General features: G+C 71.6%; 19 protein-coding genes, 1 tRNA gene and 1 pseudogene. 14 read left to right on the top strand and 7 right to left on the bottom strand.

Annotated elements, in window-relative coordinates:
* The first annotated feature begins 85 nt into the window (after nucleotides 1-85).
* The 5 genes from ACFQQJ_RS09400 to ACFQQJ_RS09420 all read left to right on the top strand — a co-directional run bounded on the left by ACFQQJ_RS09400 (nucleotide 86) and on the right by ACFQQJ_RS09420 (nucleotide 7,584).
* Nucleotides 86-841: a DeoR/GlpR family DNA-binding transcription regulator gene (locus ACFQQJ_RS09400; RefSeq protein WP_377105952.1), complete on the top strand. Its 756-nt coding sequence runs from the start codon at nucleotides 86-88 to the stop codon at nucleotides 839-841.
* Between the two features lie 21 nt (nucleotides 842-862).
* Nucleotides 863-2,239 (top strand): dihydrolipoamide acetyltransferase family protein, encoded by a 1,377-nt coding sequence (locus ACFQQJ_RS09405; protein WP_377105954.1) that lies wholly within the window; start codon nucleotides 863-865, stop codon nucleotides 2,237-2,239.
* A gap of 24 nt (nucleotides 2,240-2,263) precedes the next feature.
* Nucleotides 2,264-3,637: a dihydrolipoyl dehydrogenase gene (lpdA, locus tag ACFQQJ_RS09410; protein WP_377105956.1), complete on the top strand. Its 1,374-nt coding sequence runs from the start codon at nucleotides 2,264-2,266 to the stop codon at nucleotides 3,635-3,637.
* A gap of 20 nt (nucleotides 3,638-3,657) precedes the next feature.
* Nucleotides 3,658-6,114, top strand: coding sequence for a thiamine pyrophosphate-dependent enzyme (locus ACFQQJ_RS09415; protein ID WP_377105957.1), 2,457 nt, complete (start codon nucleotides 3,658-3,660; stop codon nucleotides 6,112-6,114).
* Nucleotides 6,115-6,435: 321 nt separating this feature from the next.
* Entirely contained in the window at nucleotides 6,436-7,584 is a 1,149-nt protein-coding gene (locus tag ACFQQJ_RS09420) for a glycerate kinase (RefSeq protein ID WP_377105959.1), read from the top strand.
* Nucleotides 7,585-7,594: 10 nt separating this feature from the next.
* On the opposite strand, the gene ACFQQJ_RS09425 is transcribed toward ACFQQJ_RS09420, so the two are convergent.
* Complete coding sequence (locus tag ACFQQJ_RS09425) at nucleotides 7,595-8,350, bottom strand: class I SAM-dependent methyltransferase (RefSeq protein ID WP_377105961.1); 756 nt, start codon at nucleotides 8,348-8,350, stop codon at nucleotides 7,595-7,597.
* Nucleotides 8,351-8,543: 193 nt separating this feature from the next.
* Here ACFQQJ_RS09425 and ACFQQJ_RS09430 point away from each other — a divergent pair, with 193 nt between their 5' ends.
* On the top strand, nucleotides 8,544-9,815 hold the full coding sequence (locus ACFQQJ_RS09430) for an LssY C-terminal domain-containing protein (RefSeq protein WP_377105963.1): 1,272 nt from the start codon (nucleotides 8,544-8,546) through the stop codon (nucleotides 9,813-9,815).
* Nucleotides 9,816-9,821: 6 nt separating this feature from the next.
* Here the strand turns inward: ACFQQJ_RS09430 and ACFQQJ_RS09435 are convergent, their stop codons facing one another.
* Nucleotides 9,822-11,558, bottom strand: a complete 1,737-nt coding sequence (locus tag ACFQQJ_RS09435; RefSeq protein WP_377105964.1) for a PQQ-binding-like beta-propeller repeat protein — start codon at nucleotides 11,556-11,558, stop codon at nucleotides 9,822-9,824.
* Nucleotides 11,559-11,635: 77 nt separating this feature from the next.
* Nucleotides 11,636-12,454, bottom strand: coding sequence for a YwiC-like family protein (locus ACFQQJ_RS09440; protein ID WP_377105966.1), 819 nt, complete (start codon nucleotides 12,452-12,454; stop codon nucleotides 11,636-11,638).
* Between the two features lie 131 nt (nucleotides 12,455-12,585).
* Between ACFQQJ_RS09440 and ACFQQJ_RS09445 the strand changes: the two genes are divergently transcribed.
* From ACFQQJ_RS09445 to ptsP, 8 genes and pseudogenes are all read left to right on the top strand, one after another.
* Nucleotides 12,586-12,783 (top strand): hypothetical protein, encoded by a 198-nt coding sequence (locus ACFQQJ_RS09445; protein ID WP_377105967.1) that lies wholly within the window; start codon nucleotides 12,586-12,588, stop codon nucleotides 12,781-12,783.
* A 146-nt stretch (nucleotides 12,784-12,929) separates the two neighbouring features.
* Nucleotides 12,930-13,000 (top strand) — tRNA-Gly (locus ACFQQJ_RS09450).
* Between the two features lie 312 nt (nucleotides 13,001-13,312).
* Nucleotides 13,313-14,620 (top strand): annotated as a pseudogene (gene tig, locus ACFQQJ_RS09455) (trigger factor); the annotation flags it as partial.
* A 420-nt stretch (nucleotides 14,621-15,040) separates the two neighbouring features.
* The gene (locus tag ACFQQJ_RS09460) at nucleotides 15,041-15,634 is read left to right on the top strand and encodes an ATP-dependent Clp protease proteolytic subunit (RefSeq protein ID WP_377106321.1); all 594 of its coding nucleotides are present in this window, start codon (nucleotides 15,041-15,043) and stop codon (nucleotides 15,632-15,634) included.
* Between the two features lie 23 nt (nucleotides 15,635-15,657).
* A complete protein-coding gene (locus ACFQQJ_RS09465; protein WP_377105969.1) occupies nucleotides 15,658-16,302 on the top strand; it encodes an ATP-dependent Clp protease proteolytic subunit in 645 nt (214 codons plus the stop codon).
* 76 nt (nucleotides 16,303-16,378) lie between these two features.
* Complete coding sequence (clpX, locus tag ACFQQJ_RS09470) at nucleotides 16,379-17,671, top strand: ATP-dependent Clp protease ATP-binding subunit ClpX (protein WP_377105971.1); 1,293 nt, start codon at nucleotides 16,379-16,381, stop codon at nucleotides 17,669-17,671.
* A 138-nt stretch (nucleotides 17,672-17,809) separates the two neighbouring features.
* Nucleotides 17,810-18,079 (top strand): HPr family phosphocarrier protein, encoded by a 270-nt coding sequence (locus tag ACFQQJ_RS09475; RefSeq protein ID WP_377105972.1) that lies wholly within the window; start codon nucleotides 17,810-17,812, stop codon nucleotides 18,077-18,079.
* A 2-nt stretch (nucleotides 18,080-18,081) separates the two neighbouring features.
* Nucleotides 18,082-19,776 carry a phosphoenolpyruvate--protein phosphotransferase gene (gene ptsP, locus ACFQQJ_RS09480; RefSeq protein WP_377105974.1) on the top strand — a complete coding sequence of 565 codons (1,695 nt, stop codon included), beginning with the start codon at nucleotides 18,082-18,084 and terminating at the stop codon, nucleotides 19,774-19,776.
* Between the two features lie 188 nt (nucleotides 19,777-19,964).
* Here the strand turns inward: ptsP and ACFQQJ_RS09485 are convergent, their stop codons facing one another.
* From ACFQQJ_RS09485 to ACFQQJ_RS09500, 4 genes are all read right to left on the bottom strand, one after another.
* Nucleotides 19,965-20,447, bottom strand: coding sequence for a septum formation family protein (locus tag ACFQQJ_RS09485; RefSeq protein WP_377105975.1), 483 nt, complete (start codon nucleotides 20,445-20,447; stop codon nucleotides 19,965-19,967).
* Between the two features lie 5 nt (nucleotides 20,448-20,452).
* Nucleotides 20,453-23,044 carry a valine--tRNA ligase gene (gene valS / locus ACFQQJ_RS09490; protein ID WP_377105977.1) on the bottom strand — a complete coding sequence of 864 codons (2,592 nt, stop codon included), beginning with the start codon at nucleotides 23,042-23,044 and terminating at the stop codon, nucleotides 20,453-20,455.
* A gap of 106 nt (nucleotides 23,045-23,150) precedes the next feature.
* Entirely contained in the window at nucleotides 23,151-23,945 is a 795-nt protein-coding gene (locus ACFQQJ_RS09495; RefSeq protein WP_377105978.1) for a DsbA family protein, read from the bottom strand.
* Nucleotides 23,942-24,490 carry a DoxX family protein gene (locus ACFQQJ_RS09500; protein ID WP_377105979.1) on the bottom strand — a complete coding sequence of 183 codons (549 nt, stop codon included), beginning with the start codon at nucleotides 24,488-24,490 and terminating at the stop codon, nucleotides 23,942-23,944. Before ACFQQJ_RS09500 ends, ACFQQJ_RS09495 begins: the two co-directional genes overlap by 4 nt.
* Between the last annotated feature and the right edge of the window lie 10 nt (nucleotides 24,491-24,500).

Raw genomic sequence — 24,500 nt, forward strand, 5'->3', positions numbered from 1 at the left:
AGACGGGTTGCGGGGCAGAGCAGCGACTGCTTATGATTGAATCGGTATAAGGCCCAAAACGAAAGCTAATCGAAAGGACCGGTCGATGGCGATCGAGCGCGGTGAGCGCGAGTCCTCGATCCTGACGCGCCTTGCCCGGGAGGGATCGGTGACGGTCGCGGGCCTCTCGCGCGACCTGGGGGTGTCCGAGGTCACGATCCGCACCGACCTGCGCAACCTTGAGGACCGCGGGCTGCTGGCCCGCACCCACGGCGGCGCGGAGGCCACCGGCTACCGCAACGTCCTCGAACGCCAGCTCCAGCACGCCGGGGAGAAGGCCCGCATCGGCTCGGCGGCCGCCGAACTGGTGGGCGACGACGACCTGATCATGATCGAGGCCGGCACCACCTGCGCGGAGATCGTCAGCCACCTGGGCGCGCGCCGCGGCGTCCGGATCCTGACCAACTCCACCCTCGTTGTGCGCCACGCGCGGCTGTACCCGAACCTCACGGTGGTGCTCACCGGCGGGACGTTCCACCGCACCAGCGAGTCGATGGTGGGTCCCGTGGCGCTGCGCACGATCGAGGACTTCAACGTCCGCCTCGCCTTCTTCGGCACGGACGGCTTCAGCGTGGAGCGGGGGCTCACCACGGCCTTCTCCGAGGGCGCGGAGGTGATCCGCGCGATGCGGGCCCGCGCCACCGAGTCGTGGCTGGTCGCCGACTCCTCCAAGTACGGCCGGGCAGGCTTCGTGCGGGTGATGGACCTGCCCGACCTGCAAGGCGTGATCACCGACACCCGCCTGGCCGCGTCCGACCAGGCAGAACTCAACAGCAGCGGCGTGCGCGCCCGCTTCGTCTAGAACACGAGGAGAACAACACCCATGGCTCAGGTCGTCGTCATGCCGCAGCTCGGCAACACGGTGGAGTCCTGCCTGGTCACCACCTGGCTGGTCGGGGTCGGCGACGTCGTCGACGCCTCCACGCTGCTGTGCGAGATCGAGACCGACAAGTCGTCGATGGAGGTGCCCGCCGGCGTGTCCGGGACGGTGCTCGCGCTCCTCGCCGAGGAGGGCGACGACGTGCCGGTGAAGCAGCCGATCGTCGTGGTCGGCGAGCCGGGGGAGAACGTCGAGGAGTTCCTCGCCGGCGCCGGCCTGCCGCCCGTCACGACCGGTGAGGCGGGCGAGGTGTCGACCAGCGATGCACCGGCGGTGCCGGAGCCCGCGCCCGAGCCGCTCGCCGCAGCAGCGGCGCCGGTCGCGTCCGCCGTCCCCTCCGGGGCGGTCTCGCCGCGCGCACGCGCCCTCGCGTCCAGCCAGGGGATCGCGGCGGCGGCGCTCGCCGGCACCGGCCCCCACGGCCGCGTGATCGAGAGGGACGTCCAGGCGGCCATGGCGGCCGGCCCGGGCCTCACGCCCGGTGCCCGCGCCCAGGCCGAGGGCTTCGTTCCCGGTGCGGCCGGTACCGGCATCGGCGGACGGGTCACCCGCGCCGACCTTGCAGCTCCCGCCGGCGTGGAGGTCCCGGCTGCCCCGGCGGCAGTCGCACCGGCGGAGTTCCCCGGCGCGTTCACCGACACCCCGCTCAAGGGCATCCGCAAGGTGATCTCGGACCGGATGATGAACTCCCTGGCCACCTCCGCGCAGCTGACCTACACCGCCACCGCGCCCGCGGCCGGCCTCCTGGCGCTGCGCGCGCGCCTCAAGGGTGCGGCGGACGCCGAGCTCGCCGCCGTGACGGTGGGCGACCTGGTCGGCTACGCCGCGGTGCGGACGCTGGCCCGGCACGCCGTGGTGAACGCCCACCTGGAGGACAACACGTTGCGCACCTTCGCCAGCGTGCACCTGGGCATGGCGGTCGACACCCCGCGCGGCCTCCTCGTCCCGACCCTGCGGTTCGCCGAGACCCTCACGCTGCGCGACTTCTCGAAGAGGTCCAAGCAGCTCGCGCTCGACGCGATCGGGGGCTCGATCAGCCCTGACCTGCTCGGCGGGGCGACCTTCACGGTGAGCAACCTCGGTGCCTTCGGCATCGAGTCGTTCACGCCGCTGCTGAACGTGCCGCAGGTGGCGATCCTGGGCGTGGACGCGATCTTCCCGCGCGCGGTGGTCAACCCCGACGGCACGGTCGGCGCGGAGCAGCGGATCGGGTTCTCGCTCACCGCGGACCACCGGGTGATCGACGGGGCGGACGCGGCCCGCTACCTCAAGGACCTGTGCGCCGCGGTGGCCGACATCGACCTCACCGTGCTCGGCTGAACGCCCTGACAAGGAAAGACACTGATGGCTGACTATGACGTGATCGTCCTCGGCGGCGGTCCCGGTGGCTACATCGCCGCCGAGAGGCTGGGCCACGAGGGCCGGAAGGTGCTGCTGGTCGAGAAGGAGTCCCTGGGCGGCACCTGCCTGAACGTGGGCTGCATCCCGACCAAGAGCCTGCTGAACTCCGCGAAGCTGTACGAGCACGCCCGGCACTCCGCCACGTACGGGGTGACCGCAACCGACGTCACCTACGACTGGCCGACCGTCCAGGCGTGGAAGGCGGACGTCGTCGGCAAGCTGGTCGCCGGCGTCGGCGCCGCGGAGAAGCGCGCCGGGGTCGAGGTCGTGCGGGCCCACGGGACCTTCCTCGCGCCCGGCGTGGTGGAGGTCGAGGGCGTGCGCCGCACCTCCGACCACGTCATCCTGGCAACCGGCTCTGTGCCGGTGATGCCGCCCATCCCGGGGGCCGAGGACAACCCGCTGGTGGTCGACTCGACCGGGCTGCTCGCCGTCGAGGCTGTGCCCAGGCGGCTGGCGGTCATCGGCGGTGGCGTGATCGGCGTCGAGTTCGCCTCCCTCTTCGCGGCCTTCGGCTCCCACGTCGAGGTGATCGAGATGCTGCCCGAGATCGTCCCGTTCATGGACGACGACCTCGCCGGGCGCCTGCGGAAGGCCCTCTCCGGCGTCACCTTCCACCTCGGCTGCCGGGTGACCGCCATCGAGGGCGGGACGGTGGTCTACACCGACGCCAAGGGGGTCGAGCAGCGCTCAGAGGCCGACCTCGTGCTGATGGCCGTCGGGCGGCGTCCGCTCGTGGACGGCTGGGGCGCCGCCGAGGCGGGCCTCGAGGTCGGGCCCCGCGGCGTCGTCGTCGACGACACCATGCGCACGAACCTCCCTCGCACCTGGGCGGTCGGCGACCTGACCGGACGCAGCCTTCTCGCCCACGCCGCGTACCGGATGGGCGAGATCGCCGCCGCGCACATCATCGACCCGGTGGCCGCCGCGCGGGCGGGCCAGCGCCTGCGCACCGACACCATCCCGTGGGCGGTCTACTCGATGCCCGAGGCCGCCGGCGTCGGCCTCACCGAGGCCCAGGCGCGGACGCGCGGCCACGACGTCCTCACCGCGACCGTGCCGCTGGCGGTGTCCGGGCGCTTCGTCGCCGAGAACGGCGTGCGCGGACCGGGGGCGGTCAAGCTCATCGCCGACCGGCGCACGCGCGCGGTACTCGGCGTCCACATGCTCGGCACGTACGCGCCCGAGACGATCTGGGGCGCGGCGACCGTGCTCGAGACCGAGCTCACCGTCGACGACCTGCGCCAGGTCGTGTTCCCCCACCCGACCGTCTCCGAGGGCATCCGCGAAGCCGCGTGGGCCATCAAGAACGACTGAAGAAACGACAGAAGGAAGACATGCCCAAGTCACTGAACGTGAACCCGGCCGAGGTCCGCAAGCCCTCGACGATCACCGTGCCGCCGATTCCGGTGAACGCGTACCGCCAGGACTTCACCGCGGCGAAGAAGCGCTACGGCGCCGACGGCCTGGTCGCGATGCTGCACGACATGCTGGCGATCCGCGAGTTCGAGTCGATGCTGAACTCGATCAAGACCACCGGAGGCTGGCAGGGCATCGAGTACAACCACAAGGGCCCTGCGCACCTGTCGATGGGCCAGGAGGCCTCTGCGGTCGGCCAGGCGGCCGAGCTCGACGCCGACGACTACATCTTCGGCTCCCACCGCAGCCACGGGGAGATCCTCGCCAAGAGCTTCTCCGCCGCCCGCAAGATGGACGCGGGGAAGCTCTCGGACGTGATGAGCGGCTTCCTCGGCGGCGACACCCTGCGCTACGCGGAGAAGATCGGCTACGACAGCGCGGAGGAGCTGAGCGAAAACTTCATCCTGTTCGGCACGCTCGCGGAGATCTTCGCCCGCAAGGTCGGGTTCAACCGTGGCATGGGCGGCTCGATGCACGCCTTCTTCACCCCGTTCGGCTCCATGCCCAACAACGCGATCGTCGGCGGCTCCGCGCCGATCGCCAACGGCTCCGCGCTGTTCAAGCGGGTCAACCGGCGTCCGGGCATCGTGATCGCCAACATCGGCGACGCGTCCATGGGCTGCGGGCCGGTGTGGGAGGCCATGACCTTCGCCGCGATGGACCAGTTCCGCCAGCTGTGGCGCACCGAGGACGGCGGCAACCCGCCGATCCTCTTCAACTTCTTCAACAACTTCTACGGCATGGGCGGCCAGACCGACGGCGAGACCATGGGCTACGACGTGCTCGCCCGGGTGGGCGCCGGCGTGAACCCCGAGGCCATGCACGCCGAGCGGGTGGACGGCTACGACCCGCTCGCCGTGGCCGACGCGATCGCCCGCAAGAAGGAGCTCCTGCTCGCCGGGCGCGGCCCCGTCCTGCTCGACACGATCACGTACCGCATCTCCGGCCACAGCCCCTCGGACGCGTCCAGCTACCGCACGCGCGACGAGATCGAGGCCTGGGAGGCCGCCGACTCGATCACCAGCTTCTCCGACCTCCTGGTCAGCAAGAAGGTGCTGTCGAAGACCGCCGTCGAGGACCTGCACGCACGCATCGTCGAGCGGCTGACCAAGGTGCTCGCGCTGGCGTCCAGCGACGACCTCGAGCGGGTCGACGCCACCTATGTGGAGTCGAAGATGCTCTCCAACGGGCACGTGGAGGCCTTCGGCGACGGTGAGGAGCCGGAGCTGTCCGAGCCGCTGGCCGAGAACGCGCGGGTCAAGGCGATCGCGAAGAAGATCCGGACCGCGAAGGACGCCGACGGCAAGCCGGTGTCGAAGGTGAAGATGTACCAGTTCCGCGACGGCCTGTTCGAGGCCATGGCGCACCGGTACAGCGTCGACCCGACCCTGTGTGCCTGGGGCGAGGAGAACCGTGACTGGGGCGGCGCGTTCGCCGTCTACCGTGGGCTCACCGAGCTGCTGCCGTACCGGCGGCTGTTCAACTCCCCGATCTCCGAGGCGGCGATCGTCGGTGCGGGCGTCGGCTACGCGCTGTCGGGCGGACGGGCGGTCGTCGAGCTCATGTACTGCGACTTCCTCGGCCGCGCCGGCGACGAGGTGTTCAACCAGATGGCCAAGTGGCAGTCGATGTCGGCCGGCCTGCTGACGATGCCGCTCGTGCTGCGGGTGAGCGTGGGCAACAAGTACGGCGCGCAGCACTCGCAGGACTGGGCGGCGCTCGTGGCCCACATCCCGGGCCTGAAGGTGTACTTCCCGGCCACGCCGACCGACGCCAAGGGCATGCTCAACCTCGCCCTGGCCGGCACCGACCCGGTGGTGTTCCTGGAGTCCCAGCTGCTCTACGACATCGGCGAGCAGTTCGAGGCCGACGGTGTGCCGGAGGGGTACTACGAGACCCCCGAGGGCCAGCCCGTCGTCCGCCGTGCGGGCACCGACGTGACCATCGCGACGCTCGGCGCGACGCTCTACCGGGCGCTCGAGGCCGCCGACCAGCTCCAGGAGAAGTACGGGGTGTCGGCAGAGGTGATCGACCTGCGGTTCGTCGCGCCGCTGGACTACACCACCGTGCTCGAGTCGGTGCGCCGGACCGGACGCCTCGTCCTTGCCTCGGACGCCGTCACCCGCGGCTCGTTCCTCCAGACCGTCGCCAGCGACATCCAGAACCTCGCCTTCGACGCCCTGGACGCCCCGGTCGTCGTGGTCGGCGCCCGCAACCACATCACGCCCGCGCCGGAGCTGGAGGACCTGTTCTTCCCGCAGCCGGAGTGGATCGTGGACGCCATCCACGAGCGCATCCTGCCGCTGCCGGGCCACGTCCCGACCGCGAACTACACCGACGGCGAGCTCATCCGCCGCAGCCGCCTGGGCGTCTAGCCGCCACCCCATCCCGGTTCCTGCCCCCGAACGCAACTGTTGCCCCCGGAATTCCGGGGGCAACAGTTGCGTTCGGCAGCGAACGGAGGACGGACGGGTGAGGCGATCGGTCGCGTGCCGCCCGTCCGTCCGCCTCACCGCCCGTTTCCGCTGCCGAGTGCAACTCCTGCTCCCGGAATTCCGGTAGCAGGAGTTGCACTCGGGGGCGGGAACGGAGTTGGGGGGGAGGGGGGGACGCGAGCGGGAGGGCGGACGCCGGGCGTCGACAAGCGGGGGGCGCTGTGCTTGTCTGGGGCGGTGCGAGGAGGCGAGGGACGGACGTTGACGGTCGTCCTCGCCCCGGACTCGTTCAAGGAGTCGATGACGGCAGCGCGGGCGGGGGCGGCGATGGCGGACGGCGTGCGCGCGGTCTTCCCGGACGCGGTGTGCCGCGAGATTCCCATGGCCGACGGCGGCGAGGGGACGGCGGACGCGCTCGTCGCCGCCCTCGACGGACGCTGGCGAACCGTCCGCACCCGGGACCACCGGGGACGGCCGGTCGAGGCCCGCTACGGCCTGACGGCGGATGGTCTGGCCGTGATCGAGGTGGCCTCAGTGATCGGGCTGGGACTCGTCCCGCCCGGCGAGAGGGACGTGATGGCGTCCACCTCCCGCGGTGTGGCCGCCCTGGTGCGGGACGCCCTCGACCAGGGCGCGACCCGGCTCGTCGTCGGCCTCGGCGGGACGGGCACGAGCGACGCGGGTGCGGGCCTGCTGGCCGGGCTCGGCGCCCGGTGGCTGGACGCCGACAGCCTCCCTCTGGACCCCACCCCTTCGGGGCTGGCCCGGCTCGACCGCGTCGACCTGTCCGGCCTCGAACCGAGGGTGCGCGCGACCCGCATCGACCTCGCCTGCGACGTCACCAACCCCCTTCTCGGGCCGCAGGGGGCCGCGGCCGTGTTCGCCCCGCAGAAGGGCGCCACGCCTGTGCAGGTGCCGGTCCTGGACGCGATCGCGGCGCGGGTGGCCGACGCCCTCACCCGCGCGGGCCTGCCCGACGTCCGGCACTTGCCGGGCGCCGGTGCGGCGGGCGGCCTCGGCGCGGCCTTCCTGAGCCTGGGCGCCCACCGGCGCGCCGGCGTCGAGGTCGTGGCAGAGGCCGCGCGCCTGGAGCAGGCCGTCGCCGGGGCCGACCTCGTCCTGACCGGCGAGGGGGCGATCGACGCCCAGACGCTGGCCGGCAAGGCCCCGGCCGGCGTCGCGGCCGTCGCGGCCCGTCACGGCGTGCCGGTGATGGCGTTCGCGGGACGGGTGGGGGACGGCGAGGACGCGCTCCTGCGGGCCGGCTTCGCCGCGATCGTGCCCATCACGCCCGCCACCGCCGACCTCGCCACCGCCCTCGCCGACGGGCCGGAGAACCTCGAGCACGCCGTGGCCGCGGCACTGCGGCGGTGGGCCGACGGCACCCCGACCGGCGGTCGGCGCCCCTAGCCCGAGCGACCTACCGGCCGTCCGTCGCGCCCCGGCCCTCCTCCCGGGCCGGTCCCTCACCGGGCTTGCGGGCGACGAAGGTGTGCAGGATGCCGCGCTGCCACCCGTCCGCGTCGTGGCGGGCGATGTCGACGAAGCCCGCGGCGGCCAGCCGGTCGCCGAACTCCTGGACGGAATCGAAGTCGAGCACGCTGCGCCACAGGTAGGTGTACAGGCCGAGGTTCCGGTCGAGCAGGACGCCCAGCGGGATGATGCCCAGCCAGCAGACCGCGTTCCAGCGCCAGCGCGCCTCCCTGCGGCCGCGCACCGAGTACTCCTGGACGACGAGCCACGATCCCGGCGCGAGCAGGGCGAACACCTCGGCCAGGGCGCGGGCGCGGTCGGCGGCCGCGACGTTGCGGTACAGGTAGGCGGTGAGGACGCCGTCCCACCGGCCGCGTCCGAGCCCGTCGACGTCGAGGGCGCCGGCGGTGGCCTCCTCGAACCGCACGCCGTCCGGCCACTCCTTGGCGCGGGCCTGGGCGAGCATGCCCGCGGAGGCGTCCAGGCCTCGCACGGTCGCGCCCGGGAGGGCGTCCAGGAGAGCCCGGGTGGACGCGCCGGAGCCGCAGGCGAGGTCGATCACCCGCGGGCCGCCGTTCGCGGACGTCGTCCGTTCGGCGAGGGCGACGGCCGCGCGCCGCAACTCGGCGTGGTAACCGGGGTTGAGCCCGACCAGCAGGTCGTAGTGCGCAGCGCCACGGTCGAACATCGCGGGAACGGGCATCGCCACATGCTAGGGCACCGGCTACCGGCGTCAACCGTGGGGCGCCGGGCCCCGGTCCCGCGCACCCGGCCCCGTGACCACGCTGGCGTCCCCGGCGCTGTGGTCCTACCTTCAGTACCGAACGTACGGACCGAAGCAGGGCAGCGGCCGGGTCCCCGGTGGTGCCCGCGGACGCCTGACCGGGAGGAGCGCGATGCGACGTGACCGCTGGCTGGCGCGGATCGACGCCGCGTTCTTCGTGCTCGGCGGGCTGGCCTCCCTCTGGCTGGCCTACCTGACCCTCCAGGAGGGCATCGGTCTGGGCTGGCAACTGCTGCTGCTCGTCGTGTTCTGGGTGCTGGTCGCCTATCTCGTCCTTCCGCGCCTCCACCGGATCCTCACCGGCGTCTACGTGCCGGACTACTTCATCGGCCGCACCCGGACGGCCGACGGGCTCCTCGGTGATCCGGTGAACCTCGCGCTGCGGGGCACGGAGGCCCAGGTGCACCACGCGATGGCCGCGGCCGGCTGGACGCGGGCGGACGAGCTCGACCCGACGACGGGCTGGCGGATCGTCACCAGCACGCTGTCGCGCCGCAGCTACGCCGAGGCCCCCGTCAGCCCGCTGTTCCTCTTCCGGAGACGCCAGGACTTCGCCTACCAGCAGGAGGTGGCAGGGAGCCCGTCGAAGCGCCACCACGTGCGCTTCTGGCGCTGCCCGCCGGGGTGGCTCCTGCCCGGTGGCTTCCAGGTCGACTGGCTGGCCGCCGGCACCTACGACCGCAGCGTGGGCCTGTCGCTGTTCACCCTCCAGGTGACCCACAAGATCGATCGTGAGGTGGACGACGAGCGTGACCACATCGTCGCCACCGTCACCGCGGCCAGCCCCGGGGTGGCGGTGGGGGTCCTGCGCGACTTCGCCACCGGCTACCACTCCCGCAACGGTGGTGGCGACCTGATCGAGACCGACGGCGACCTGCCCGTCCTCGACCTGCGGACGCTCCCGGCTCCCGAGACGGAGCCCACCGCGCCGGTGGTGGTGCCCGCGGCCGTCACCCCGGCGCGGCGGCGCCGGCCCTCCCAGACGACCTTCGGCGTGGCGGTCACGGCGCTGCGCGGGCTGGTCTACCTCGTCCTCGCCGCCGCGATCCTCGGTGTCGCCGGAAACGGCGTCCTGGCGCCGGACGCTGCCGCGCTGCCGGACCCTGTCCTCGTCGGCGTGGTTCTGGCCGTTGCGGCGGCGTCCGACTTCGCCCTCGCCGCGGCCACGCTCCTCGGGTCCAACCTCGCCCGTCTCGCGCTGTGCGCGCTGAGCGCCGCCGCCATCGCGTCGACCTGGGTGACGCGGGCGCTGGAGAACCAGCACGGGCCGCTGCACGCCGGGCTGGTGCCGCTGGCGATCAGCGTCCTCGTGCTGCTCGCGCTGTCCGGGGAGGCCGCCCGCCGGTTCGCGACCGGGCGGACGAACGCCGGAGGGGCCGTCTGAGGGGGGTCAGCTGATGCGGATGCCGTACAGCTTCTTGGCGTAGGTGCCCACGACCAGCATGTTGCCGTAGACCGCGGGCGAGGCCTCGATGTTCTGGGAGAGCTGGAGGGTGGAGAAGTCGCGTCCGGTGTTCGGGTCGAACAGGTGCAGCAGGCCGCTGGAGTCGCCGAGGACGCCGTAGGTGTGGCCGTCGGTGCCGGTGAGCAGCAGCGGCGAGCTCCACCCGAAGTGGGGGAGCGTGCGGTTCCACACCACCGCGCCGGTCTGGCGGTCGAGGGCGACCAGGGAGCCCTGCTTGTCCGAGCCGGTCTTTGCGATGTTGAAGAAGACCAGGTCGGACACCTCGCCGGTGCCCAGCACGGGCGTCGCCATCAGGCCGCCGTTGACGGCCTTGTTGTACGCGGCGTCCACCTGGTACTGCCAGACCTGCTCGCCGGTCAGCGCGTTGAGCTTCTGGATCGTGACCGGACCGTGGGCGGCGCCGCCGTCGCCCTCGCCGCGCTTGTCCATCTCGTTGCCGGTGTACAGGAACGGCCCGGACGGGGTGTCCTCCAGGACGATGGTGGCGTCGGTGTCGTCGCCGGTGGGGTGCACCCAGACGACCTGGAGCGTGGTCGCGTCCCAGCAGACGATGTTGCCGTCGTTGTCACCGGCGAACATGAGGTTCCGGTACGCGGCTGCGGAGCCCTCGATGCCGTGGCGGGAGGAGTCCGGGGTCGTGTACCAGAGCTTCGTGAACTCCGGGCGGACGCTGACGGACTTCGCCGCGGCGTCGAAGCTCGCGTTCAGCTTCACCTTGTAGACCAGGCCGTTCTCTGCCGGCTCGATCAGGGTGTCGGTGGCGGCGTTCACCAGCGCGGAGGAGTCGAAGGCGCCCCAGTCGCGCGGCGCGCCCGCGTCCGAGCCGTCCCAGCCGGAGACCTCCTTGTTCTGGATCAGGTCGAAGATGCGGTAGCGCCAGGTGCCCTCGGTGTCGCCGTTCTGGTTCAGGCCCATGCCGGCGTACAGGAGCGGGTACCCGCGCGGGTCGACCGACCCGGTGCCCTTGAAGGCGAAGCCGGTCGAGATCGGTGCCTTCGTCTGGCGTCCGGTGGCGAGGTCGAGGCGGTAGACGTTGCCGTCCACCACCGGGTAGAGCACCTCGACGAAGTCGGGGTCGTCCACCTGGGCCTGGGACAGGCCCATCGCCTGCTTGGTCGCGGTCGGCCAGTTCACCAGCAGCGGCTGGCCGGTCCACCCCGCGCCGGCCCAGTGGGAGCCCTCCGCGTAGACGTCGCCGGTGTCCTGCGTCCACACCACCTGGAGCTTCTTCTCGCGGACGTCGGTGGTGCCGTAGGCAGGGGCGTCGCGGTAGTTGTTGCCGCGGAAGGTCAGGACGCCCGGCACCTCGGTGTAGACCGAGGAGTCCCCGAACGCGACCGGTCCGGCGGGCCGGTAGTCGGGCACCACGGCGTTGTTCTGGTCCAGCACCTTCCAGCTCACGTCGCCCCCGGAGACCATGGGACGGGAGAAGGTCCCGTCGCCCACCGCCGTCGGCGCCGTCCAGCCCGGCAGGTCGGGCAGCGACAGCGCGAGGCGCGCCGGGTCGGTCTCTCCGCTGCGGGACGGCGTGGTGGTGGCAGTGGGGGAGTGCGGCCGCGGGCCGGTCGTCACCACGTCTGCGGTGGAGCAGGCGGCGAGGGAGACCAGTGCGGCCGACGCCAGCGTGGCAGCGAGCACGCGCGGTCCGCGCAACGTCGGCATTCGGCGGCCTTTCGTCGGGTTCACCGGGAGTCTACGTCCGGCTCGGGCCCGCTCCGACCGTGACACGGGCGGCCGGGTCACGCCGTGACGGCGACCACCACGAACGCGGCGGTGAAGGCGATCTCGACCAACCCGACGGCGAGCGGACGCACCGGACGGCGCGCCGCGAGGACGGGGACGAGCCACGCCCTGACCACGGTGGTGGCGAACAGCACCGTCCACGGCCATGGGAGCAGGCCCGCGACGGCCGCCGCGGCCGCGACCGCCGTCGCGAGTCCGTGCCAGGCCAGGGACGCCGCCCACCACCGTCCGGAGCCACGCTCGCGGATCATGGTCTTCACGTACAGCACCGTGCCGAAGAGGTAGGCGAAGACCAGGCCGGTGTACCACAGGGCCCGGGTACCGCCAGGAGAGCCGAGCGCGTCACCGAAGGCCTGCGGGGTCACGAACCGGACGACCAGGGTCATCAGGCTCGCCGCGGCGACGGTCAGCGCGCCGCTGGCCAGGCTGCGCTCGCGCCTCCCGGCGGCCAGGGCGAGGGCCGCGGCCACCAGCGGGCCGAACGGGACCACCCAGCCGAGCAGGTCCGTCCCGCCCCACGCCAGCGAGGCGAGGCCGAGGCCGGTGGCGGCAGCGCCGTAGGTCAGCAGCGGGGTGCGCGCGGACGCCCTCCTCCCCGGCGGCGCCTTCAGCCACACCGTCGCGGCGTGGAAGGCCAGGTAGCCGGTGAGCCAGCACGCGACGACCGGCAGGAGTTCCGGTGACGGCGGGACGGCGTCGGCGGAGCGGAGGATGGCCCCGACGACCACGGGCAGGGCGAGCATGAACCACGCGCCGTGCTGGCGAGGCAACCACGCCGCGGAGCGACGGGCACGGGTTCGGTGACCGGGGGGCACGGGGCCTGATGCTAGCCGCGCGCGGGCGCGCCCCGTCCGGGAAACTCAGCCAATTCTTGGCGAGTGCAATGGACCGGCACCCGGCCTCCCCCTAGGATTCCGGTATCTGCTCATTCGGGGGGAGGAGCAAGATGCGCTATTTGGTGCGTATCGGCGGAATGATCATCGGGGTGATCGCGGGGAGCGCCGTTCTGGCGACCGTCCTCAGTCAATTCATGGCCCAGGCGGGGATTCTCGCCGACGTCGGCGCCGGCGGCGTCTTCGTCGGCCTGACCACCATGGGTCTCATGGGGGCCGTCCTGACCAGGGAAGCCTGGCTCGCGGCCTGATCCGGCCACCGGTCTGACAGCCGGACCGCTCCGGGGACCGAACGCCCCGGAGCGGTTCCGCCTGCCTGTTCGCGCCGTCCACGGAGTTGCGCGGGCACCCGCCGTGACCACGGCATCCTCACGCGTCCGTTAGTCTTGGCGGGCACGCGGATGTAGCTCAATGGCAGAGCCCCAGCCTTCCAAGCTGGCCATGCGGGTTCGATTCCCGTCATCCGCTCTCTTCGGCGGCGCGGGGTTCCGCGCCCGCTCCGGGCCTCCGCCCACTGCGTCGCCGACCTCGTCCGGACTCCCCGCGATCCGCCGCTGGCGCGGCGGGCCCGCGGCGTCGTCTGTTCCTCGGCCGGCTGGCGCCGACCTCGTCCGGACTCCCCGCGATCCGCCGCTGGCGCGGCGGGCCCGCGGCGTCGTCTGTTCCTCGGCCGGTTGGCGCCGGCCTCGTCCGGACTCCCCGCGATCCGCCGCTGGCGCGGCGGGCCCGCGGCGTCGTCTAGGATTGGGAGGTCTGTCTACGTCCGATCAGGAGCCCGCATTGCCCAGCACCGTCGAGCAGTTGAGCCCGTCCCGGGTCAAGCTCACCGTTGAGATCCCCTTCGCCGACCTGACGCCGCACCTCGAGAAGGCGTACCGCGAGATCGCCCAGCAGGTCACCATCCCCGGTTTCCGGAAGGGCAAGGTGCCCAACATGGTGATCGACCAGCGCTTCGGGCGCGGCATGGTGCTCCAGGAGGCCATCAACGCCGCACTGCCCTCGGCCTTCGAGGCCGCGGTCACCGAGGCCAAGGTGATCCCGCTCGGCGAGCCCGAGGTCGAGGTCACGAAGCTCGAGGACGGCGACCTGGTCGAGTTCACCGCGGAGATCGACATCCGTCCCGACTTCACCGTGCCGGCGTTCTCCTCGCTCACCGCCACCGTCGACGCCCGCCGCCCGGTGGACGCAGAGGTGGACGAGCGCATCGCGCTGCTGCGCCAGCGGTTCGCCACCAGCACCGACGTCGACCGCCCGGCCGCCGCCGGCGACCAGGTGACGCTCAGCCTGGTGGGCAGCCGCGACGGCGAGGCCCTGCCCGACGCCACCGCGGAGAACGTCACCTACGTGATCGGCTCCGGCGGCATGATCGACGGCCTCGACGAGGCGGTCACCGGCCTCAGTGCCGGCGAGGAGGCCACCTTCGCGTCCACCCTCGTCGGTGGCCCGCTGGAGGGTGAGCCGGCCGACATCACCGTCACCGTCACCAAGGTGGCCGAGCAGAAGCTCCCCGAGCTGGACGACGAGTTCGCGCAGCTGATCTCCGAGTTCGACACGGTCGAGGAGATGCGCGCCGACCTGGCCAAGCGGGTCGAGGAGCTCGTCGCGTCCGAGCAGGTCGCCAGCGGTCGCGACAAGGTGCTCGAGGCGCTGGTCGAGGCCACGGCGTTCGAGGTGCCCGAGCGTCTCGTCCAGGCGGAGGTCGCCTCCCGCAAGGAGCAGATCACCTCGCAGCTCCAGGGCGCCGGCCTCACGCTCGAGGACTACCTCGAGCGCGCCGAGGAGGAGGCCGACACTCCTGAGGCCTTCTGGGCCGACGTGGAGAAGTCCACCCTGCGCGGCCTCAAGGCCCAGCTGATCCTCGACAAGATCGCCGACGACGCCGAGGTCGGCGTCGAGCAGGCCGACCTGTCCGAGCTGCTGGTGCGCAAGGCCGCCCAGAACGGCACGAGCCCCGAGCAGGAGGCCCAGCACATGATGGAGCACAACCACGTGGGCGCCTGGATGCAGGAGATCCGCCGCAACAAGGCCCTCGGCCTGATCGTCGCCGAGGCGAAGGTCACCGACGCCGACGGCAACGCCGTCGACCTGTCCGGCGCGGAGGCGCCGGTCGTCGACGCCGAGTAGACACCTGACCAACGGCGCCGTCACCTCACGGTGGCGGCGCCGCTGCGCGTCTCCGTGCCCGGCACCGGCCGGCTACGCCCCACCCCCGGCCAGCCGCGCCCTTCGTCCCGTTTGCCCCCGAACGCAACTCGCGCTGCCGGAATTCCGGCAGCGCGAGTTGCGCTCGGGGGCAAACGCGGAGGTGGAGCGTCGTGGCTCGCCTCCGGCTCGGGCCGGGCAGTCCCGCAGCGGTCGGCGTGACGGGCGTCGCGCACGCGTCGTGGCCGGACCGCGACCGGCGGTGCGCCGTCAGCGAACAGGGCGCCCAAGTCATCGGATTCGTCGGTGTCAGCGGGTAGGTTCGCCTGCGTGAACGAATCTCTTGCCCTTCAGGGCGGCCCCTCGATGGCCGCGGGTCCCGGCGGCATCGGCATGACCGACTCGGTCTACCAGTCCCTTCTGGCCAACCGCATCATCTTCCTCGGCTCCGAGGTGCGTGACGAGAACGCCAACGCCATCTGCGCCCAGATGCTCCTGCTCAACGCGGAGGATCCGGTCAAGGACATCTACCTCTACATCAACAGCCCGGGCGGCTCGGTCGACTCCGGCATGGCGATCTACGACACCATGCAGTGGATCTCGAACGACGTCGCAACGGTGGCGATGGGCCTGGCCGCCTCGATGGGCCAGTTCCTGCTCTCGGCGGGCGCGAAGGGCAAGCGCTTCGCGTTGCCGCACAGCCGGATCATGATGCACCAGCCCTCCGGCGGCCTCGGCGGCACGGCGTCCGACATCCGGATCCAGGCCGAGCAGTCGCTCCACATCAAGCGGACGATGTCCGCGCTGATCGCCGAGCACACCGGGCAGACCGTCGAGCAGATCGAGAAGGACTCCGACCGCGACCGCTGGTTCACCGCGGAGCAGGCCCTGGAGTACGGCTTCATCGACCACGTCTACGAGCGCGCCTCGCAGATCAAGACCGCCGCCCCGAACCAGTGAGGCCCAATCCAATGAACCAGGCGATGAACACCCTGCCCGCCGGGCTGGCGCCCGCGCAGCCGCGCATGGACTACTACATCCCCCAGTGGGAGGAGCGGACGTCCTACGGGATCCGCCGCGTCGACCCCTACACCAAGCTGTTCGAGGACCGGATCATCTTCCTCGGCACCCCGATCAGTGACGACATCGCCAACGCGGTGATGGCCCAGCTGCTGTGCCTGCAGTCGATGGACCCCGAGCGGCCCATCAGCATGTACATCAACTCGCCGGGCGGCTCGTTCACCGCGCTGACCGCGATCTACGACACCATGCGCTACATCAAGCCGGACGTGCAGACGGTGTGCCTGGGCCAGGCTGCCTCGGCCGCCGCCGTCCTGCTCGCCGCAGGCACCAAGGGCAAGCGGCTGGCGCTACCGAACAGCCGGATCCTGATCCACCAGCCGGCCACGGAGGGCGGCTACGGGCAGTCCTCCGACCTGGAGATCCAGGCGAAGGAGATCCTGCGGATCCGGTCGCTCATGGAGGGCATGCTCGCCGACAGCACCGGGCAGACCGTCGAGAAGATCAGCCTCGACATCGAGCGCGACAAGTACCTGACGGCCGAGGAGGCCGTCGAGTACGGCATCGTCGACGACATCCTCACCTCGCTCAAGGAACTGCCGCACTGACTCGCACACCGGCCATCCCAGTCACGCTGGGATGGCCGGGTTAGGGTTGGCGGTGAACACGGACGGAAGGCGCAACGTGGCACGCATCGGCGAGACCTCGGACCTGCTGAAGTGCTCGTTCTGCGGGAAGAGCCAGAAGCAGGTGAAGAAGCTCATCGCAGGACCGGGGGTGTACATCTGCGACGAGTGCATCGACCTGTGCAACGAGATCATCGAGGAGGAGTTCGCCGAGACCAGTGACGCCGGACTCCTCGACGAGCTGCCCAAGCCGACCGAGATCCGCTCGTTCCTCGACTCCTACGTGATCGGCCAGGAGACCGCCAAGAAGGCGCTCTCGGTCGCCGTCTACAACCACTACAAGCGCGTCCAGGCCCAGGCCGCGACGCCCGGACGCCGCATCGCCGACGACGAGCTCGTCGAGCTGGGCAAGTCCAACATCCTGCTCATCGGCCCGACCGGCTGCGGCAAGACCTACCTCGCCCAGACGCTCGCGCGGATGCTGAACGTCCCCTTCGCCATGGCGGACGCGACCGCGCTCACCGAGGCCGGCTACGTGGGCGAGGACGTCGAGAACATCCTGCTCAAGCTGATCCAGGCCGCCGACTACGACGTGAAGAAGGCCGAGACCGGCATCATCTACATCGACGAGATCGACAAGGTGGCCCGCAAGAGCGAGAACCCGTCGATCACCCGCGACGTCTCCGGCGAGGGCGTCCAGCAGGCGCTGCTGAAGATCCTCGAGGGCACCACGGCCTCGGTGCCGCCGCAGGGCGGGCGCAAGCACCCGCACCAGGAGTTCATCCAGATCGACACCACGAACATCCTGTTCATCGTGGGCGGGGCCTTCGCGGGCCTGGAGGAGATCATCAACGCCCGCGTCGGCAAGCGTCCGCTCGGCTTCAACAACGATGCCGCGGTCCGCCGTCCGACGAGCCTCAACCCGTTCGAGGAGGTCCGTCCCGAGGACCTGCACAAGTTCGGGCTGATCCCGGAGTTCATCGGACGCCTGCCGATGATCTCGACGGTCGCCCAGCTCGACCAGGAGGCGCTGGTGCGGATCCTCGTCGAGCCGAAGAACGCGCTGATCAAGCAGTTCCGGAAGCTCTTCGAGCTCGACGGCGTCGACCTGGAGTTCACGCCCGAGGCCATCCAGGCGATCGCAGCGATGGCGCTGCGACGGGGGATCGGGGCCCGCGGGCTGCGGTCGATCCTGGAGGAGATCCTGCTCAACGTGATGTACCACGTGCCCAGCGACGACGAGGTGGCGCAGGTGCTCGTTGACGCCGACGTGGTGACCGACGGTGTTGCTCCGCAGCTTGTCAGCCGCGCACAGCTGGCCCGCACCGAGCGTCGCGACAAGAGCGCCTGACCCCTCCCGCACCTTTCCCGGGGACATCGGGGCCGACTGAAACGTCATAGTCCCGCCAATGGCGGAAAGGGTCGCAAGCGGCGGCGCGGGTATGCCATTGTGGACCCGTCGACAACGTTGCCAACGAAGGAGTTCCCCATGGCCACCCGTGAAGTCAGCATCGCGTCCTCGGTCGGTCTGCACGCACGCCCCGCGTCGCTGTTCGTGCAGGCTGCCACCGCCACCGGACTGCCCGTGACGATCGCCAAGGCCGGGGGGAACCCGGTGGATGCCCGCAGCATCCTGATGGTGATGGCCTTGGGCGCCAAGCACGGCGAGGTCGTCACGCTGTCGGCCGAGGGCGAGGGTGCCGAGGCGGCGCTCGACTCCCTGGTCGCGCTGCTGTCGCGCGATCTCGACGCGGAGTAGCCATGGCCGGCGACGCCGAACTGCATTGCACCTTCCACGGGATCGGCGTCAGTGCCGGCACCGCCGTGGGTCCGCTCGTCGTGGTCACCCCGCCGCCGAAGGCTCCGGCGGACGAGGCCCCGACGACGGACGCGGCGGCGGCCTCCGCCACCGTCCACCAGGTGCTGGACGACGTGGCGAAGGGCCTGGACGCCCGGGCCGCTTCGGCCGCCGAGCACGCCAAGCCGATCCTCGAGGCCGGCGCGATGATGGCGCGGGACCCCGGGCTCGCGATGGGCATCGACACCCAGCTCCAGAAGGGGCTGGGCGTGGCCACCGCCGTCACCGCGGCGGTGGAGGAGTACTGCGCGATGTTCGAGTCGCTCGGCGGTTACATGGCCGAGCGGGTGACGGACCTGCGCGACGTCCGTGACCGGGCCGTCGCCCGCCTGCTCGGGCAGCCGGAGCCGGGCGTGCCGTCCCTCACCGTGCCGAGCATCCTGGCCGCCCACGACCTCGCGCCCGCCGAGACCGCCACGCTGACCGCCGAGACCTGCCTGGGCATCATCACCGAGGCCGGCGGCCCGACGAGCCACACCGCCATCCTGGCGTCCCAGTTGGCCATCCCGGCCGTCGTCCAAGCCGTCGGGATCCTCGGGATCCCTGCGGAGACCACCGTCGCGATCGACGGCGGCGTCGGGGAGATCACGGTCAACCCGACCGCGCAGGAGATCGAGCTGCTCGCCGAACGCAAGCGCCGCCGTGCCGCAGCCCTGGCCGGGGGCACGGGCAACGGTGCGACCAAGGACGGCTACCCGGTCGCGCTGCTGGCGAACATCGGCACCGCCGACGACGCGCGCAAGGCGGCCAAGCAGCCCGTCGAGGGCGTCGGCCTGTTCCGTACCGAGTTCCTGTTCCTCGACCGCGACACGATGCCGACCGTGGAGGAGCAGACCGCCACCTACACCGAGGTCTTCCAGGCCTTCGGCACCCGCCGGGTCGTCGTCCGTACGCTCGACGCCGGCGCGGACAAGCCGCTGAAGTTCGCCGACCTCGGGCCGGAGGAGAACCCGGCCCTGGGACGGCGGGGTATCCGCCTCGGGATGATCCGCACCGACGTGCTGGACGCCCAGCTGGAGGCACTGGCCGCGGCCTACAAGGCCACCGGTGCCGACGTCCGGGTGATGGCTCCGATGATCGCCACCCAGGCCGAGGCCACCTGGTTCGCCGACAAGGTGCGGGCGCTGGGCCTGCCCAAGGTGGGCGTGATGATCGAGGTCCCCGCGGCCGCGATCCGCAGCAAGGGCATCCTCTACCACGTCGACTTCGCCTCGCTGGGCACCAACGACCTCCAGCAGTACACGATGGCGGCCGACCGCATGCAGGGTGAGCTCGCCGCCTTGCTGAACCCGTGGGAGCCGGCTCTGCTCGACGTCGTGGCCCTGGCCTGCGAGGGCGGCGCCGCGATGGGCAAGCCGGTCGGCGTGTGCGGTGAGGCCGCCGGTGACCCAGGCCTCGCTCTGGTCCTCGCCGGGCTCGGCGTGTCCAGCCTCTCCATGGCGCCGGGCAAGGTGCCCGCCGTCCGGACGGCGCTGGGCCTGCACACGCTCACGCAGTGCCAGCAGATGGCCGCCGCTGCCCGCGCCGGCACCAACGCCACGGAGGCCAAGGCCGCCGTGATGGCGATGGCCGACCCGGTTCTCGCCGACCTGGTCTGAGGGCGGGCCGGCCGGTCCTCTCCGATCGGAGCTGGGGCCGGCCGGCGCCAGCCGGCCCGCAAGACCGACTCTTCCGAACTGCCCCTCAGGCGGGCCGCGCGCCCTGGGGCAGACGGGGAAGCGGCGCGCTGCGAGGCGGACGGACGAAGCGGCGCGTCACGAACGCCGGGGCGGACGCGGTGCGTGCGTCAGCGGGCGGCGTCCTTCAGCGTGCCGGTGATGCCGCCGCTCGGGCTGCCGACCAGGCAGACCACCTCGCGGTCGCCCGCGCCGGTCCAGGTCTCGCGGGTCGGGGTGAGCATCGTGATGTCGAGCCGGGACTTCTTCTCGGGCAGCCCGACGAAGCCCTCGAACGCCGCGTTGCACGCCTGCTCGGCGCGGTCACGGACGGCGGCCGTGCCGGGGTAGTCCTCGCCCTCCAGCGTCGTGGAGGCGAACGCCTCCCAGAAGTGCGGCTGGGCGCACGGGAGGAGGGCGAGCGCGTCGGTGCTCTCGCTGGGCAGCTTGTCGAGGCAGTCGCCGACGCGCACCGAGAAGGTGTCGGTGGTCGCCGGGGCGGTCACCTGGCCGGCGCCGTCACGCGGGCCGGGCGTGCACCCGAGCAGCGCGAACCCGGCGACCAGCCCGACGGCGATCGCCCGCCACCCGTGACCGCCGGTGCGCGTCCGCACGGGCCTCAGGCCTCTGCGGGCTTCAGTTCGACGGCGACCGCGAGCGGCGCACCGGTCGCCTGCCACTCGATCGGGCTCGTGATCCGTCCGACGGCCCGCAGGTCGTCCTCTGCGGCGAAGAGCCGGTTCAGCACGTCCTCGGGCCCGGAGAAGACCGCGCGCGTGGCCTCGGTCTTCATCGAGACCTTCGCCTGCGACTTGGCGCCACGGATCCCGATCAGGGCTTCCGCGAGGTCCGCCAGCAGCGCCGGGTTCCCGCCGTCCGCAGGGATCTCGTCGACCGTCGGCCACGCGGCGTGGTGGATCGAACCGGTGCGCCACCACGACCACACCTCCTCGGTGACGAACGGGAGGAACGGTGCGAACAGCCGCAGCAGCACGTCGAGGGCCTGGCGGAGCGCGGCGCGGGCCGAGTCGCTGGCCTCGGGCTCCTCTGAGCCGTACGCGCGCTCCTTCACGAGCTCGAGGTAGTCGTCACAGAACTGCCAGAAGAACTTCTCGGATGTCTCAAGGGCGGTTGAGTAGTCGTAGGCGTCGAACGCCGCGGTCGCCTGGCGGACGACGTCGGCGAGGGCGCCCAGCATGGCAAGGTCCACCGGCTCGGTCGCCCGGGTCCTGCTGGGCGTGTCCGCGGCGATGCCGAGGATGAACTTGCTGGCGTTGAGGATCTTCATCGCGAGGCGCCGTCCGACCTTCATCTGGGTCTCGTCGAACGGGGAGTCCATGCCGGGACGCGCCATCGCGGCGCGCCAGCGGACGGCGTCCGAGCCGAACCGGTCGAGGATGTCGGTGGGCACGACGACGTTGCCCTTGCTCTTGCTCATCTTCTTCCGGTCGGGGTCGACCACGAAGCCCGAGATCGCCGCGAGCCTCCACGGCAGCGAGCCGTGCTCGAAGTGCGCCCGCACGACGCGCGAGAACAGCCAGGTGCGGATGATGTCGTGCGCCTGGGGGGCCATGTCCATCGGGAACGTCAGGCGCCACAGCTCCTCGTCGCGCTCCCAGCCGCAGGCGAGCTGCGGGCTGAGCGAGGAGGTGGCCCAGGTGTCCATGACGTCGGGGTCTCCGACGAAGCCGCCGGGCATCCCGCGCTGGTCGTCGGTGTAGCCGGGCGGGCACTGGCTGGACGGGTCGACGGGCAGTGCGTCCTCGCCGGGAATGATCGGGTTCTCGTAGTCGGGCTCGCCGTCGGCGTCGAGGGCGTACCAGACCGGGAAGGGGACGCCGAAGAAGCGCTGGCGGCTGATCAGCCAGTCGCCGTTGAGCCCGTTGACCCAGTTGGCGTAGCGGTGCCGCATGTGGTCCGGCACCCAGACGAGCTCCTCGCCCCGGGCCAGCAGCGCTTCCTTGAGGTCGTCGTCGCGACCGCCGTTGCGGATGTACCACTGGCGCGTGGAGACGATCTCGAGCGGCTTGTCGCCCTTCTCGTAGAAGTTCGCCATCCGCTGGGTCGGCGTGGGCTCGCCGTCCAGGTCGCCGGACGCGCGGAGCATCGCGACCATCGCCTCACGGGCGCCGAAGGTGGTCTTGCCGGCGAGCTCCGCGTACGGTGCGGCGTCCGGCAGCCAGTCGGGCGTCTCGGCGTGCAGGCGTCCGTCCCGCCCGATCACGGTGCGCGTCGGCAGGCGCAGCTCGCGCCACCACTGCACGTCGGTGAGGTCGCCGAAGGTGCAGCACATCGCGATGCCGGCGCCCTTGTCGGGTTCGGCGGCCGGGTGGGCGAGCACCGGGATCTCCACGCCGAACACCGGGGAGGTCACCGTGGTGCCGAACAGCTGCTGGTAGCGCTCGTCGTCGGGGTGGGCGATCAGCGCGCAGACCGACACGATCAGTTCCGGACGCGTGGTCTCGATGTAGACCGGCTCGCCGTCGGGACGGTGGAACGCGACCCGGTGGTAGTGGCCGGGGTAGTCACGGGCCTCCAGCTCGGCCTGGGCGACGGCGGTGTGGAAGGTGATGTCCCACAGCGTCGGGGCCTCGGAGAGGTACGCCTCCCCGCGGGCGAGGTTGCGCAGGAACGCGCGCTGCGCGACCGCCTGGGCCTCGTCGGAGATGGTCGCGTAGAGGGCCTTCCAGTCCACGCTCAGGCCGAGGGAGCGCCACAGGTTCTCGAACGCCAGCTCGTCGACGGCGGTGAGCTCGTGGCACAGCTGCACGAAGTTGCGCCGGCTGATCGGCACCTGCCGCTTGGGGTCCGGCTTCTCCGGCGGGGTGAAGTCGGCGTCGTAGGGCAGGGACGGGTCGCAGCGCACGCCGTAGAAGTTCTGGACTCGGCGCTCGGTCGGCAGGCCGTTGTCGTCCCAGCCCATCGGGTAGAAGACGTGCTTGCCACGCATGCGCTGGTAGCGGGCGACGAGGTCGGTGTGGGTGTAGCTGAACACGTGACCCACGTGCAGCGATCCCGACACCGTGGGCGGCGGGGTGTCGATGCTGAACACCTGCTCGCGCGAGGCGGGACGGACGAAGGCGTAGGTGTCCTGCTCGCGCCAGACCTGCGACCACTTCGCCTCGAGGCCCTCCAGCACCGGACGCTCCGGTACGCCGCCGGTGCCCTCGGTCGGCGCGGGCACGATGCGGTTCAGGGCCTGTTCGGTCATGGGGTGCATCTTATTGAGCGTCCCGCGCCAGATCAGAATCGACGCCCTGCGGACGTCGCGCCGGGTTCAGCGCGGCAGGAAGGACAACGCGAGCACCGGGTCGGCGTCAGGCCCCCGCGGCCTTCTGGAAGACCTGGAGGAGCTTCGCCGCAGCGTCCGGGTCCGTGGGCTGGACCGCGCCGACGTCCGACAGGGACACGGCCTTGCCGTTGGCGTGGATGGTGGGCGTGCCCACCGACTTGCTGATCGCCAGCAGGTCCTGGGTGCCGAGCTCGTTGCTGGTGTTCACGAACGCCTTGGTGGACTGCTTGTCGTAGCACGCCTGGAAGTTGGTGAGCGCGTCCCCGCTGATCCCGACCGTCGCCGGGATGGTGTCCCGCAGGAGCGTGTCCTCGTACCCGGCACCCTCCTGGGCCGGCTGGTTGGCGAAGATCTCGTTGTGGAAGGCGCCGTAGCTCCCGGCCACGTCCGCGCAGGTCGCCGCGATGCCGGCGCGCACCGACGCGTCGTTGCTGAGGTTCTGGTCCAGGAACGTCATGGTGCGGTAGCGCAGGTCGATCTCGCCGGAAGAGGCCAGCGTGTTCATGAGGCCGCCGTAGAGGCCCTCGAACTGCTTGCAGACCGGGCACTGGTAGTCGAAGAACAGCTCGACGACGGGCGCGCCGGCCTTCGCCTTGCCCGGGTACACCTCGATTGCGCGGCCGTCGGACGTGGCGTGCGGCGGGGTCACCGACCCGGCGGTGGCGCTCTTGCCCTGATTCTGGAACAGCACCGCGATGACGACGCCGATGATCAGCACGGCCAGCACCGCGGCCCCGACGCCCACCGCACGGGTGAGCCGCTGCTGCTTGGCTGCGGCGGCCTGCGCCTGGCGCAGGCGCTCGCGGTTGTTCTGCGTCATCGGGTGGGCTCCTTCTCGTCTTCGTTCGTGGGGACGGGGTCGTCGGAGGGTGCCGGGGCGGCGAACAGCCAGCCGTCCACGGCGAAGGGGGAACGCGGGCGCCACACCGTCCAGGCGCCGGCGAGCAGCAGCCCGAGGTCGCGCGCGATCTCGGCGGGGTACTGCGTCTGGCTGGCCTCGACCTCGCCGCCGCCGCCGAAGCAGCCGCAGTCGATCGAGATGCCGCGCGCCCACACCGAGGCGATGCCGATGATGAACGCCAGCATGAGCAGCGAGCCGGCCACGGCCGAGAGCCGGGTGAAGGTGCCGGTGATCAGGAGCAGGCCGACGATGATCTCGACGATCGGCAGCGCGGCACCGACGGCGGCCGTGACCTCCCACGGCAGGAGCTGGTAGAGCCGCACCGACTGGACGGAGGCGTCCAGCTGGGTGACCTTGAGGAGCCCGGCGACGAGCAGGACCCCGCCGAGGACCAGGCGGGCGGCCAGCGTCACCCATTCCTGCCAGGGTCGCCGCGCGGGCACGGCGGTCACGGAGGCGGGCACCGCGTCAGTA

This window comes from Propionicimonas sp. T2.31MG-18, from assembly GCF_964266745.1.
In the GTDB taxonomy this organism is placed as follows: domain Bacteria; phylum Actinomycetota; class Actinomycetes; order Propionibacteriales; family Propionibacteriaceae; genus Propionicimonas.